Source organism: Bradyrhizobium sp. CB1015 (genome assembly GCF_025200925.1).
In the GTDB taxonomy this organism is placed as follows: Bacteria; Pseudomonadota; Alphaproteobacteria; order Rhizobiales; family Xanthobacteraceae; genus Bradyrhizobium.
The window spans coordinates 4,220,843-4,234,152 of the sequence record NZ_CP104174.1; the positions used below are offsets into that span (position 1 = coordinate 4,220,843).

Genomic DNA, 13,310 nt, shown 5'->3' on the forward strand with positions numbered 1-13,310 from the left:
GCAGCGCGACTGCCTTCTTTGTGGACAGGGCAGATAGGCAAATGAGGTTTTATGCGGCAGCGGCATCTTTTGCGCTGCACCGCCGCTTGACAGCCCCGGGGCACCGCGCGCAACATCGTTCGTATACGAATGATAACTGCGATGTCCGCCGGCTCCGACATGGTGACAGAAACGACGAGCGCCGTCATCGACAAGATCCGCTGCGATGCTTGTCCGGTGATGTGCTACATCAAGCCCGGCGCGGCGGGGGCCTGCGACCGCTATGCCAATCACGATGGCAAGCTCGTCCGTGTCGATCCGCACGTCATCCTGGAGCGCACCGTCTCGCACGGCGGCAAGCTCGTCCCGTTCAGCCGCACCGAGGACTGGGACGGCAAGATCGTCCATGAGCCCTCGACTTTCGTGACGGCGATCGGCGCGGGCACGACCTATCCCGACTACAAGCCGGCGCCGTTCATCGTTTCCGCGGAGGTCGACGGCGTCGACATGGTGACTGTCGTCACCGAGGGCATCTTCTCCTATTGCGGCATCAAGGTGAAGATCGACACCGACCGCTATCTCGGCCCGGAGACCGCGACCGTGCGCGCGCAGGGCGAGGCGGTCGGCCATGTCACCACCAGCGAATACGGCTCGCAGATGCTCTCGCTCGGCGGCGTGCATCATCTCACCGGCGGCTCCAAGAAGGAGGGCCGGATCACCTGCGACACGCTGATGGACCTCGCCAATTGCAAGGCGGTGGAGCTCACGATCGATGGCGGCGCCACCGTGGTGGTGCAGGCCGGCCAGCCGCCGATCGTCAACGGCGTGAAGGAAGAGCGCATGCGCGTCGGCTGCGGCTCGGCGACGATCGGCATGTTCGCCAAGCAATGGCACGGCAAGGTGGACGAGGTCGTCGTGGTCGACGACCACATCACCGGCGTGCTGAGCGAGCATCAGGCCGGCAAGCTGCTCGACATCGCCGACACCGGCATCAAGATGAAGGGCCGTCGCTCGACGCCCGGCCGCTATTTCCAGGTGGCCGATCCGGGCACGGGCTGGGGTGGCACCAACATCTCCGATCCCTTGTCGATCCTGGGCCCATTCGATCCCAAGGAAGCAAAGCCCGGTCTGACCATGCTGATGGTCTCCACCACGGGCGAGCATTCGTCCTATTACGTGCTCGACGAGGCCTTGAAGCCGGTCGAGACCGAGATGCCGGCCGACCTGAAGTTTTCGGTCGAGCGTATCCAGGAGAACTGCGAGCCCGCGCTGTGCACGGTGCTGTTCATGGCGGGCGCGGGCGGCTCGCTGCGCGCCGGCGTCACCGACAACCCGGTGCGTTTGACCCGCTCAGTCAAGGACGCGCTGACGCGCGTCACCAGCGGCGGTGCGCCGGTCTATGTCTGGCCCGGCGGCGGCATCACCTACATGGTCGATGTCACCCAGATGCCGTCAGGCGCGTTCGGCTATGTGCCGACACCGGCCCTGGTCGCGCCGATCGAGTTCACGATGAAGCTGTCCGACTATGCCGCGCTCGGCGGACACATGGATTATGTGAAGCCGCTGTCCGAGGTGCAGAACGGCGACGATGTCCGCCAATTGCCCTGGCAGAACCCGATTCCGGGGCCCCGCACATGACCAGGCGCCCGCAAATCGCATTGCTGTCTGATGGCCGGCGGCTGCATTTGCAGGATGGACCGATCGATCTGATCGTGGAGGCGAGGGGACGTACGGATGCGGTGCGGGCCGCCTATCAGGCTGCGGCGCTGCGGTTCACCGGATTGCTCGACGAGCTTTGCGCGGAGCTGCCGGAGCTGCGTGCGGCGGCCGAGGAGAAAACGTCGCTGAAGGGCGTCGTCGCGCGCCGCATGCATGCCGCGGTGGCGCCCTATGCCGCCGATTGCTTCATCACGCCGATGGCGGCCGTTGCCGGTAGCGTCGCGGACGAAATTCTGGCTGCGATGCTGCGCGATGCGACGCTCGATCGGGCTTACGTCAACAATGGCGGCGACATCGCGCTTCATCTCGCCAAGGGCGAGCATTTTTCAGTCGGCCTGATGGATCGGCCCGACCGCGACGGCGTGATGCGGACGATGCGGATCGATGCGGACGATCCGGTGCGGGGTGTCGCGACCAGCGGCCGGCACGGCCGCAGCTTTTCGCTCGGGATCGCCGATGCCGTGACCGTGCTGGCCGCAACCGCTTCGCAGGCCGATGCGGCCGCGACCGTGATCGCCAATGCCGTCGATCTGCCCGGGCATCCCGCAATCATCCGAAGGCCTGCGAACGAGCTTCAGCCTGACAGCGATCTGGGCGCGCGGCTCGTGACGCGCGATGTCGGCGAGCTGTCTCACAATGAGATCGCCGCCGCGCTCGAATCTGGCGCGGAATGTGCACGGCATTTATTCGATCGTCGGCTGATCGAGGGTGCCGTGCTGCAGCTTTGTGGTGATATGCTTGTCATCGGACCGAAAGATATTGAGCGGCTAGGATCGCGCCCGCGTCAGCTGGAGAACGCGGTTCATGCCTGAACAGGGAAGTGTCCAGAGGAAGCAGCCATGAGCGCGATCATCCGCAAGATCGTCACTGTGGTCGAAGAGACGCAGATGGAGATGGGCCGACAGGTATCACCCCCGACCCGGCGTGCGGCGGCGATTGCCGTCATCGAGAATCCGTTTGCCGGAAAATATGTCGAGGATCTTTCGCCGTTGATCGCGATCGGCGAGGAGCTGGGCGAGCTCCTGTCGAAACGCGCGGTGGCCGCGCTCGGCATCGATGGTGCCAAGGCGCACAGCTACGGCAAGGCCGCGGCCGTCGGCGAGAACGGCGAGCTGGAGCATGCCGCCGCCATCCTCCATCCCAAGATGGGCGCGCCGGTGCGTAAAGTTCTGGGCAAGGGCGCGGCGCTGATCCCGTCGTCGAAGAAGCGCAGCGGCCCGGGCACCACGCTGGACATTCCGCTCGGGCACAAGGACGCAGCCTTCGTGCGCAGTCACTTCGACGGCATGGAAGTACAGATCAACGACGCGCCGCGCGCCAACGAGATCATGGTCGCGGTCGCCGTCACCGACAGCGGCCGTCCGCTGCCGCGCGTCGGCGGGCTCACGGTTGCGGAGATCAAAGGCGAAGACGGTCTAAGATAGAGGTCGTAAGCGAGTTCAAATTGGAGGTTGGGATGCGAGCAAGAAGTTACTTCGTCGGCGCGGCCTTCGCGCTTCTGGCGGGCGGCATGGCTCATTCGGCCCTGGCGCAGGACATCAAGATCGGCGAGATCAACAGCTATTCGCTGCTGCCGGCATTCACCGAGCCCTATCGCAAGGGCTGGCAGCTTGCAGTCGAGGAAATCAACGCGGCCGGCGGCATCAACGGCAAGAAGCTCGTCGTCGTCTCCAAGGACGACGGCGGCAAGCCGGCGGACGCGCAGACCGCGGCCAACGAGCTCGTCTCCAGCGAGGGCGTGGCGATGCTCGCCGGCACGTTCCTGTCGAACATCGGTCTTGCGGTCTCTGACTTCGCCAACCAGAAGAAGGTGTTCTTCCTCGCAGCCGAGCCGCTCACGGACGCCATCACCTGGTCCAAGGGCAACAAATACACCTTCCGCCTGCGTCCCTCCAACTACATGCAGGCGGCGATGCTGGTGGAGGCCGCCAGCAAGCTGCCGGCGAAACGCTGGGCAACGATCGCGCCGAACTACGAGTACGGCCAGTCGGCGGTCGCGGTGTTCAAGAAGCTGATGTCGGAGAAGCGCCCCGACATCCAATGGGTCGACGAGCAATGGCCGCCGCAGGGCAAGATCGACGCCGGCCCGGTGGTGCAGGCGGTTGCCGCCGCCAACCCGGAAGCGATCCTCAACGTCACGTTCGGTGCCGACCTCGTCAAGCTCGTGCGCGAAGGCAACACCCGCGGCCTGTTCAAGGGGCGTGAGGTCGTCTCCTTCCTGACCGGCGAGCCCGAATATCTCGATCCGCTCAAGGACGAGACCCCGGAGGGCTGGATCGTCACCGGCTATCCCTGGTACTCGATCAAGACGCCCGAGCATGATGCGTTCCTGAAGGCGTATCAGGCCAAGTACAACGACTATCCGCGTCTCGGCTCGATTGTCGGTTACCAGACCATCAAGTCGGCGGCCGCGATCCTGACGAAGGCTGGCTCGACCGATCCGGAGAAGCTGATCGCTGCGGCGGAGGGGCTGTCGACGCCGTCGCCGTTCGGCGAGATCACCTTCCGCAAGATCGACCACCAGTCGACGTTAGGGGCCTTCGTCGGCAAGACCGCGCTGAAGGACGGCAAGGGCGTGATGGTGGATTCGTCCTACAAGAAGGGCGCGGACTATCTGCCTGGTGATGCCGAAGTCGAGAAGCTGCGTCCGAAGGATTGATGCATAGACACCGGGGCCTTCATGGTTCGAGACGCGCGGCGTCGCCGCGCTCCTCACCATGAGGGTCCCGGACCTCATCCTGAGGAGGCGCGGAGCGCCGTCTCGAAGGATGAAGCCCAGAACTCAGACTTAACTAACCCGGACCGAAGATGGCCTTTTACGTCGTACAGTTTCTGACCGGTCTCGCCAGCGCAGCGTCGCTGTTCCTGGTGGCGTCGGGCCTGTCGATCATCTTCGGCGTGACGCGGATCGTGAATTTCGCGCATGGCGCCTTCTACATGATCGGCGCCTACATCGCCTTCACGCTGACCGAGCGCCTGTCCGGCGCATTCGGCTTCTGGGGCGGCATCGTGCTGGCCGCGTTCGCGGTGGCGCTGATCGGCGTCATCGTCGAGATGGTGCTGCTCCGGCGCATCTATCATGCGCCCGAGCTGTTTCAGCTGCTCGCGACCTTCGGCCTGACCCTGATGGTCGAGGATCTCGTGGTGCTGATCTGGGGGCCGGACGATCTCGTCGGCCGCCGCGCGCCGGGCTTCAAGGGCGCCATCGACTTCTTCGGCCAGAACATTCCGAGCTACGATCTGTTTCTGATCGTGCTCGGCCCCGTCGTGCTCGGCATTCTCTGGCTGCTGTTCCAGCGCACGCGCTGGGGCGTGCTGGTGCGCGCGGCGACGCAGGACCGCGACATGGTGGCAGCCCTCGGCGTCAATCAGAAATGGCTGTTCACGAGCGTATTTGCCGTCGGCGTCTTCCTCGCAGCGCTCGGCGGCGCGCTCCAGATCCCGCGCGATGCCGTGCATCACGCCATGGATCTGCGGATCATCGTCGAGGTGTTCGTCGTGGTCGTGATCGGCGGCCTTGGCAGCATCGTCGGCGCTTTCGTCGCGGCGGTGCTGGTCTCCGAGCTGAATGCCTTCGGCATCCTGATCTTCCCGAAGATCTCCATCATCCTGGTCTTCCTGGTGATGGCGGTGGTTCTGATCGTGCGTCCCTGGGGCCTGTTCGGCAAGCCGGAGGCGGCTGCGCGCAAGACGCCGGGCCTCACCGTCAATCCCTGGCGGCCGCTGACGTCGAACGAGCGGCTGGCCTCGCTGGTAGCGCTCGTCATCGCGGCGACGCTGCCGCTGTTCGCCGGCAATTATCTGCTGACCGTGGGCTCGGAGATCGCGATCTTCGTGATCTTCGCCGTCAGCCTGCACTTCCTGATGTCGGTCGGCGGCCTCGCCTCGTTCGGTCACGCCGCCTATTTCGGCCTCGGCGCCTATGGCATTGCTTTCCTTGCCAAGATGGCGGGACTGCCGATGATCGTCTGCCTGCTGCTCGGGCCGCTGCTCGGCTGCATGGGCGCGGCGGTGTTCGGCTTCTTCGCGGTGCAGCTCTCCGGCGTTTATTTTGCGATGCTGACGCTCGCCTTCGCGCAGATCGTGTGGTCGATCGCGTTCCAGTGGGTGAACGTAACCGGCGGTGACAACGGCATTCTGGGTCTCTGGCCATCGAGCTGGGCGGCAAGTCCGTCGCGCTTCTACTGGCTTGCGCTCGGCGTCGCGGCGCTGGTGACAGTCGCGCTGCGGGCCATGGTGTTCTCGCCGTTCGGTTACGCGCTTCGTGCCACGCGCGACTCAGGTCTGCGCAGCGAAGCCATCGGCATCGATGCCAAGCGCATCCAGTGGACCGCCTTCGTGATCTCCGGCACGACCGCCGGCATCGGCGGCGCATTGTTCGCCTATCTCAAGGGCAGCGTGTTCCCCGACAATCTCGGCATCTCGCTGTCGGTCGACGCGCTGGTCATGGTGTTGCTCGGCGGTGTCGAGACGGTGTCGGGCGCGGTGATCGGCGCCATCGTCTACAAGGCTTTGAACATCTGGCTCGTGAGCCAGACCGATCTGTCGAAGCTCGTGCTCGGCGGCTTCATCATGCTGATCGTCGTCGTCTTCCCCAAGGGTATCGTCGGCATGCTGGAGATGCTGGCGCAGCGCCGGAAGAAAGCATCGCCGCCGGGATCCCCCTTGCTCGCCAAGCCGATCGAGTCTGCCGAATGAGTGTCGCACCTCCACTTCTCGCGGTCGAAGACCTGACCAAATCCTATGGCGGCATCCATGCCGTGCGCGGCGTCTCGTTCTCACTGCGGGCCGGCGAGATCCTGGCGCTGATCGGTCCGAACGGCGCGGGAAAGAGCACCTGCTTCGACATGCTCAACGGCCAGAACAAGCCTGATAGCGGGCACGTCCGCCTGCTCGGCGAAGAGATCACGGGCCGGAAGCCGCGCGAGGTCTGGCGGCTCGGCGTCGGGCGCACGTTCCAGATCACCGCGACCTTCGCCACCATGACCGTGCGCGAGAACGTCCAGGTCGCGCTGATCTCGCATGGGAAGCAGCTGTTCAATCTGTTCGGCTCGGCACCGAAGTTCGATCGTGACGAGGCCGGCCGCCTGCTCGAGCTGGTCGGCATGGGCGGCTATGCGGACCGGCCCTGCGGCGAGCTTGCCTATGGCGATCTCAAGCGGCTCGAGCTTGCAGTCGCGCTCGCCAACCAGCCAAAACTGCTGCTGATGGACGAGCCGACGGCCGGCATGGCACCGCGCGAGCGCGTTGAATTGATGCGGCTGACCGCGGGCATTGCCCGGGAGAAATCCATCGGCGTGCTCTTCACCGAGCATGACATGGACGTGGTGTTCGAGCATGCCGACCGCATCATCGTGCTCAATCGCGGGACGTTGATCGCGGAGGGCTCGCCGGCGGAAGTGCGCGGCAATCCCCAGGTGCAGGCGGTCTATCTCGGCGAGGGCCTGGTCTACGATGCCCGCCACCGCGAGGGAGCATCGGCATGAAGCTCACGGTGCAAGACCTCAACAGCCATTATGGTCCGGCGCATATCCTGTTCGACATCGGCTTCGAGGTCGGCGAGGGCGAGGTGGTGGCGCTGCTGGGGCGCAACGGCGCCGGCAAGTCGACGACGTTCCGCTCGATCGTCGGGCTCGTCGCGCAGCGCTCCGGCCGCATCACGTTCGAGGGCAAGGACGTCTCGTCGAAGCCGACCCACGAGATCGTGCGCGAGGGCCTCGGCTACGTGCCGGAGGAACGGCGCATCTTCACGGACCTGACCGTGGAAGAGAATCTCGAAGTCGGCCGCCAGCCGAAGCGTCCGAACGCGCCGCACTGGACGCGCGAAAAGCTGTTCGCGCTGTTTCCAAACCTGGGCGAGATGAAGAACCGCCCGGGCGGACGCATGAGCGGCGGCGAGCAGCAGATGCTCACCATCGCGCGCACGCTGATGGGCAATCCGTCGCTGGTGCTGCTGGATGAACCGTCAGAGGGCCTGTCGCCGAAGATCGTGGAGCAGATGGTCGATGCCATCCTGACCATGAAGAATGAAGGCGTCAGCATCGTCGTCTCCGAGCAGAATTTGCACTTTGCGCGGTTGATCTCCGACCGCGCCTATATCATCGAGCGCGGCCGCATCTGCTTCGGCGGCACCATGGCCGAGCTCGACGCGCGTCCGGACATCCGCGACGCGCATCTGTCGTTGTGACGGCAAGGGGAAGGGCGGGGGACGGATGGCGAGAAGCGTCGCGGCGAAGAAGAGCGTCAAACCGGCCAAGGCGCTCAACAAGCCGCCTTACGTGCTCGACGAACAGGTCGGCTTCATCCTGCGCCAGGTCTGGCAGCGCCACAGCTCGATCTTCGCCCGCGACATCGGCACCAATCTGACGCCGACGCAATGGGCGGCGCTTTCGAAGCTCGCCGAGACCGGGCCGTGCTCGCAGAACCAGCTCGGGCGCCTCACGGCGATGGACGTCGCGACCATCAAGGGCGTGATCGATCGCCTGACCGCGCGCGGCCTCACCGAAACCAGCCAGGATCCGGAGGACGGCCGCCGCCTGCTGGTGAGCCTGACCCGCGCCGGTCAGCAGCTTGCCGAGAAGCTCGCGCCGAACGCCCTGGCGATCACCCGCGAGACGCTGGCGCCGCTCGATGCGAAAGAGCGCGACACGCTGATGGCGCTGCTGAACAAGCTGAGGTGAACTTCGATCTCTCACCGTCACCCTGAGGTGGCCGCTTCTTCAGCGGCCCTCGAAGGGCGACGGCCCCGGCTCTATCTCGGCCGTTCATCCTTCGAGGCTCGCCTTGCTTCGCAAGACGAGCGCCTCAGGATGACGGGGCGAGAGGTTTTGGCCGGCTCTATTTTCCCACCACCTCCGGCACCTTGCCGGCCGGCGGCGTGTTGCGGCTGCGCTGGGTGCGCACGATGCCGTCGATGATGGTCATGCCGATGCCGGGGAGGTCACCGAGCTGCACGCTCTCCAGGATGTTCTTGCCCGGTGAGTGCTGGGCCTTGTCCATGATGACGAAGTCGGCGGAGCGGCCGACCTCGATCAGGCCGCAATCGAGCTGGCGCATCCGGGCGGTGTTGCCGGTGGCAAGGCAGAATGCGATCTCGGCCGGGAGGTCGCCGAGCGAGGACAGCATCGAGACCATGCGCAGGATGCCGAGCGGCTGCACGCCGGAGCCGGCGGGCGCGTCGGTGCCGAGGATGACGCGGTGGAGATCGCCCATCTCGCGCGCGGTGCGCAGCGTGAACAGCGCCGAGCGCTCATTGCCGTTGTGCACGAGCTCGAGCCCGCGCTTGCAGCCCTCGCAGATGCAGCGGATCTGGTCGTCGGGCAGTGCGGTGTGGCCGCCGTTGATGTGGCCGACCACGTCGGTGTCGGCCTCCAGCACCACGTCCTTGTCGATCAGGCCGGAGCCGGGGATCGACGGGCCGCCGGTGTGGATGGTGCTCTGGATGCCGTATTTGCGCGCCCAGCCGACCATCTTTCTCGCGGTCGGGCCGTCCTTGACGCCGCCGAGGCCGACCTCGCCGAGCAGCTTGACGCCGTTCGCCGCCATCTCCTTGAAGTCTTCTTCCACCATCTCGCATTCGATCACCGGCGCGCCGGCGTGAACCTTCACGCCGCCGGGACGCAAGGTCCAGAACGCGCGCTGGGCGAACACGGCCATGGCCTTGAGGCCGACGACGTCGCGGGGGCGGCCGGGCATGTGCACTTCGCCGGCGGAGATCATGGTGGTGACGCCGCCGTGCAGATAGCTGTCGATCCAGTTGATCTGGTTCTGGCGCGGCGTCCAGTCGCCGGCGACAGGGTGGACGTGGCTGTCGATCAGGCCCGGCGTCACCGTGGTGCCGTTGGCGTCGACGATGGTGGTGGCGCCTTCGGTGTTGACGTCCTTGAAGCGGCCGATCGCGCTGATCTTGCCGTTCTCGGCGACGATGGTGTCGCCGTCCAGGATCGGCTTTTCCAAAGCGCCGGACAGGATCAGGCCGATATTGCGGATCACCAGCTTCGAGGGTCCGGTGGCCTGGGGTGCGTCATGCGCCATGGAAGGGGCTCCTTATTCGTAACTGCAACGCTTCCGATCTTGGGCAGCCTTGACCGCGGGATCAAGCCGGATTATTCATTAGTATACGAATGATCGTGTACAAACGACGCATAGCTGCCGGCCTCGGAACCGCAATTGACGCGACAGGGAAGGTGAGATGAGCAATTTCAATCAGGAAAGCGTCTTGAGCGTCCACCACTGGACCGACACGCTGTTCTCCTTCAAGACCACCCGCAGCCCGACCTTCCGCTTCCGCAACGGCGAATTCACCATGATAGGGCTCAAGGTCGGCGAGAAGCCGCTGCTGCGGGCCTACAGCGTCGCCAGCGCCAATTACGAGGACACGCTGGAGTTCTTCTCGATCAAGGTGCCGGACGGCCCCTTGACCTCGCGCCTCCAGCATTTGAAGGAAGGCGACGAGATCATCGTCAGCCGCAAGGCCACGGGCACGCTCGTGATCGATAATCTGGAAGAGGGCCGCAACCTCTACCTGATCGGCACCGGCACCGGTCTTGCGCCGTTCTTGAGCGTGATCAAGGACCCCGAGACCTACGAGCGCTTCGAGAAGGTGGTGCTGCTGCACGGCTGCCGGCACGTCAAGGAGCTCGCCTATGGCGAGATGATCACCGAGCATCTGCCGAAGGACGAGCTGCTCGGCGAGTACATCCGGGGTCAGCTGATCTACTACCCGACCGTGACGCGCGATCCCTTCCACAACCGCGGCCGCATCACCGACCTCATCACCTCGGGCAAGCTCTTCACCGACATCGGCCTGCCGGTGCTGGAAGCCGCCCAGGATCGCGTCATGATCTGCGGCAGCCCGGCCCTGGTGGCGGACACCCGCGTCCTCCTGGGCGAGCGCGGCTTCGTCGAGGGCAATCACGGCGAGCCGGCCCAATTCGTGGTCGAAAAGGCGTTCGCCGAGCGCTAAGCGTTTTCCAGCGAAGTGGATACCGGTTCGCGTGAAAATAGGAATCTAGAGCCCCGTTCCGGGGCTCCAGACACGAAATTTCTACGCGAGAAGATCGCATTTTCGCCACCGCCGGGGCGTTGCGGCGCCGATTCGGCGCACGATACTATGTGGGACCGAATCAGCGGAGTTCCCATATGGTTGCGGACAGCGACAGCAACATCGCCTGGCACCGGGTTCAGTTGAAGAAGAACCGCGCCGAGCTGAAGGCGCTGGAGACCGCGCGCTTCACGATGGGCGAGATCGCCACCTCGAAGCGCAACGGCCAGACGCAGAAGACGATCGCGGAACTCAAGCGCAAGATCGCGCAGTCGGAGCGCGCCATCGCCGATCACGACAAGCGCACGCGCCGTCCACTCGCAACGGACCTGCAGAGCCTCAGCAATGGCAGCTGGAGCCATTGGGACGCCTACACCCAGCAGCAGCGCAAGAGCGGTCAGCGCTCCTCTGGGCGCGGTTAGCCGCGGCTCTCCACGGCTGTGGCCGACGAGCAGGCGCGGCCTTGCGCCGGCCGCGCCGCGCACCATCTCGGTGATACGCGACCAATCGCTCCGGTGATCCCATGACAGCGCGCCTCGATTTCACCAGCGAGGCCTTCTTTCGCGATCCGTCCAAGGCAATCGCGACGTTGCGCATGTCCGCACCCGTGGTCGCGACGCGGTTTCCCATCGTCGGCAATGTCTGGATCACCACGACCCATGACGCCACCGCTCAGGTTTTGAAGGACGGCGCGACCTTCACGTTGCGCAAGGAGGATGGCGACGTCGCGGGCTTGCGCTGGTGGATGCCGAGGTTCGTCCGGACCATCGCCAACAACATGCTGACGATGGACGAGCCGGATCACACGCGGTTGCGCAGCATCGTGGACGAAGCGTTTCGCCGCCGCGCGATCGTCGCGATGGAGCCGCGCATCCGGGCCATTGCTGACGGTCTGGCCGACGAGCTGTTCGCGGAGGGATTCCCGGCCGATCTGGTCCAGCGCTATGCGCGCATCCTGCCGCTCGCGGTGATCTCGGAACTGCTCGGCCTGCCGCTGGCAGATCGTCCAAAGTTCATCGCCTGGGCCAACGCGATGTCCTCGCTGACGAATGTCGTCAGCTTCTTGTCCCTGCTGTTCGCGGTGCGCAAGATGCGCGCCTACCTCGAGCAGCAGTTGCAGATCGCGCGCGTGCAGGGCGGCGAGGGCCTGATTGCCGAGCTGATTCAGGTCGAGCGCGAAGGCGGTCAGATCACGCCAGATGAAATGGTTTCGATGGTCTTTCTGTTGCTCGGGGCGGGATCGGAAACCACCACGCATCTCATCAGCGGTTCCGTCTACGAGCTGCTCAGGAATCCCAAGCTGCGCGACTGGCTGGAACAGGATTGGAGCCGCGTCGGGCTCGCGGTCGAGGAGTTCCTGCGCTTCGTCTCGCCGGTGCAATTCTCCAAGCCGCGCTACGTGCGGCGCGATGTCGAGGTCGAAGGCGTGCGCCTGAAAAAGGGCGACCGCGTCATGGTGATGCTCGTCGCCGCGAACATGGATCCGGCGGTTCATGATCGTCCCGAGATTCTCGATCTCGAACGCAAGCCGAACCGCCATATCTCGTTCGGCACGGGGATCCATTTCTGTCTCGGCCACCAACTCGCGCGCATCGAGGCGGCCTGCGCGCTGGAGGCGCTGTTCGTGCGTTGGCCGAATTTGAGTCTGGCGGTGGATTCCGCTGAGGTCCGCTGGCGCAAGCGGCCCGGCTTGCGCGCGATCGCGAGGCTTCCTGTCACGGCAGAGGGCCGCGGAACAGAGACGACTGCACGCACCGGAACGAGAGACGATCGTTCCCTGACCGCGCCGAACTGACGTCGGCGACGCCCTTTCGGAAAATCTTTGCCTGTTGTGATCGGCCAGGAACGGTGTGCCGTTCGTGCTGTTGTCATCCGGACATGATGCGGAGGGAGTTCCTTGGGCGCATGTCGCAGATCGAGGTCTTAACGGGAGACAAGATCATGGCCAGCAAGATGCCACCTGTTCCACCGGACAATCAGAGCCACAAGGGAACCGGAGATCGCAAGCAAGTGTCCGCCGATCAGATGCCGCACGGTCAGCAACGTGCGCAGAATCCGGATCAGCAGGGACAGCAAGGCAACATCAAGCAGAACACGACCAATCAAGGCTATCAGCAGGATCGCTGAGGAGGCGACATTGTCGACATCCACGAAGACACCGAACAGCATTCGTCAGGGCGGACCCGGCGCCTCGCACGAGAACGCGAAGGCACCGCTTCAGGTGAAGAAGCCGCCGGCGGACGATCCGCAACGCAGCCACAGCCGGGTTTCCGGCGGCGGTGGAGAGCACGATTCCCATCACACGCACGACGAGGCCGGAAAAGGCGGAGGCAGGTGACATGACCAACAAGCAACCCAAGCTGTACGCGCCGACCGAGAAGGATCTGCATGACAATCCCCTGATCGGCGGATCGAAGGGAGCGAACATGGCAGGCGTTTCGCCTGACGACCTCGAGGACGTCTTGGGCGAGAACACGATCGAAGGCGACGTCGAGAACGACGTGAACGTCGCTGGCGGCATCGACAAGGATGTCGCGCGGAGCGGTTCGCCCCGAAGAGGCCGATAAGA

15 protein-coding genes are annotated in these 13,310 nt (G+C 64.8%); 14 read left to right on the forward strand and 1 reads right to left on the reverse strand.

The genetic code is table 11. The annotated features are described in order from the left end of the window. The first annotated feature begins 159 nt into the window (after positions 1-159). From N2604_RS19315 to N2604_RS19350, 8 genes are all read left to right on the forward strand, one after another. Positions 160-1,617 (forward strand): 6-hydroxynicotinate reductase, encoded by a 1,458-nt coding sequence (locus tag N2604_RS19315; protein WP_260376252.1) that lies wholly within the window; start codon positions 160-162, stop codon positions 1,615-1,617. Next, positions 1,614-2,510: a UPF0280 family protein gene (locus tag N2604_RS19320; RefSeq protein ID WP_260369864.1), complete on the forward strand. Its 897-nt coding sequence runs from the start codon at positions 1,614-1,616 to the stop codon at positions 2,508-2,510. Before N2604_RS19315 ends, N2604_RS19320 begins: the two co-directional genes overlap by 4 nt. A gap of 27 nt (positions 2,511-2,537) precedes the next feature. Next, positions 2,538-3,122: an amino acid synthesis family protein gene (locus N2604_RS19325; protein ID WP_025035619.1), complete on the forward strand. Its 585-nt coding sequence runs from the start codon at positions 2,538-2,540 to the stop codon at positions 3,120-3,122. A gap of 32 nt (positions 3,123-3,154) precedes the next feature. Continuing rightward, positions 3,155-4,357, forward strand: a complete 1,203-nt coding sequence (locus N2604_RS19330) for an ABC transporter substrate-binding protein (RefSeq protein ID WP_260369865.1) — start codon at positions 3,155-3,157, stop codon at positions 4,355-4,357. A gap of 149 nt (positions 4,358-4,506) precedes the next feature. Beyond that, the gene (locus tag N2604_RS19335; protein WP_260369866.1) at positions 4,507-6,396 is read left to right on the forward strand and encodes an ABC transporter permease; all 1,890 of its coding nucleotides are present in this window, start codon (positions 4,507-4,509) and stop codon (positions 6,394-6,396) included. Beyond that, entirely contained in the window at positions 6,393-7,184 is a 792-nt protein-coding gene (locus N2604_RS19340) for an ABC transporter ATP-binding protein (RefSeq protein WP_260369867.1), read from the forward strand. The genes N2604_RS19335 and N2604_RS19340 overlap by 4 nt, the downstream gene beginning before the upstream one ends. After that, the gene (locus N2604_RS19345) at positions 7,181-7,885 is read left to right on the forward strand and encodes an ABC transporter ATP-binding protein (RefSeq protein ID WP_260369868.1); all 705 of its coding nucleotides are present in this window, start codon (positions 7,181-7,183) and stop codon (positions 7,883-7,885) included. Before N2604_RS19340 ends, N2604_RS19345 begins: the two co-directional genes overlap by 4 nt. A 25-nt stretch (positions 7,886-7,910) precedes the next feature. Then, positions 7,911-8,378 (forward strand): MarR family winged helix-turn-helix transcriptional regulator, encoded by a 468-nt coding sequence (locus N2604_RS19350; RefSeq protein WP_260369869.1) that lies wholly within the window; start codon positions 7,911-7,913, stop codon positions 8,376-8,378. 157 nt (positions 8,379-8,535) lie between these two features. Here the strand turns inward: N2604_RS19350 and N2604_RS19355 are convergent, their stop codons facing one another. Beyond that, positions 8,536-9,732: an amidohydrolase family protein gene (locus tag N2604_RS19355; RefSeq protein WP_260369870.1), complete on the reverse strand. Its 1,197-nt coding sequence runs from the start codon at positions 9,730-9,732 to the stop codon at positions 8,536-8,538. Positions 9,733-9,889: 157 nt separating this feature from the next. Here N2604_RS19355 and N2604_RS19360 point away from each other — a divergent pair, with 157 nt between their 5' ends. The 6 genes from N2604_RS19360 to N2604_RS19385 all read left to right on the forward strand — a co-directional run bounded on the left by N2604_RS19360 (position 9,890) and on the right by N2604_RS19385 (position 13,308). Then, positions 9,890-10,663: a ferredoxin--NADP reductase gene (locus N2604_RS19360; RefSeq protein WP_260369871.1), complete on the forward strand. Its 774-nt coding sequence runs from the start codon at positions 9,890-9,892 to the stop codon at positions 10,661-10,663. A gap of 176 nt (positions 10,664-10,839) precedes the next feature. Continuing rightward, positions 10,840-11,163 carry a hypothetical protein gene (locus N2604_RS19365; RefSeq protein WP_036001330.1) on the forward strand — a complete coding sequence of 108 codons (324 nt, stop codon included), beginning with the start codon at positions 10,840-10,842 and terminating at the stop codon, positions 11,161-11,163. Positions 11,164-11,264: 101 nt separating this feature from the next. Beyond that, a complete protein-coding gene (locus tag N2604_RS19370; protein WP_260369872.1) occupies positions 11,265-12,536 on the forward strand; it encodes a cytochrome P450 in 1,272 nt (423 codons plus the stop codon). A gap of 146 nt (positions 12,537-12,682) precedes the next feature. Next, the gene (locus N2604_RS19375; protein ID WP_260376253.1) at positions 12,683-12,868 is read left to right on the forward strand and encodes a hypothetical protein; all 186 of its coding nucleotides are present in this window, start codon (positions 12,683-12,685) and stop codon (positions 12,866-12,868) included. 10 nt (positions 12,869-12,878) lie between these two features. Next, positions 12,879-13,079, forward strand: coding sequence for a hypothetical protein (locus N2604_RS19380; RefSeq protein ID WP_260369873.1), 201 nt, complete (start codon positions 12,879-12,881; stop codon positions 13,077-13,079). Between the two features lies 1 nt (position 13,080). Next, positions 13,081-13,308: a hypothetical protein gene (locus N2604_RS19385; RefSeq protein ID WP_260369874.1), complete on the forward strand. Its 228-nt coding sequence runs from the start codon at positions 13,081-13,083 to the stop codon at positions 13,306-13,308. The last annotated feature ends 2 nt before the right edge of the window (positions 13,309-13,310 follow it).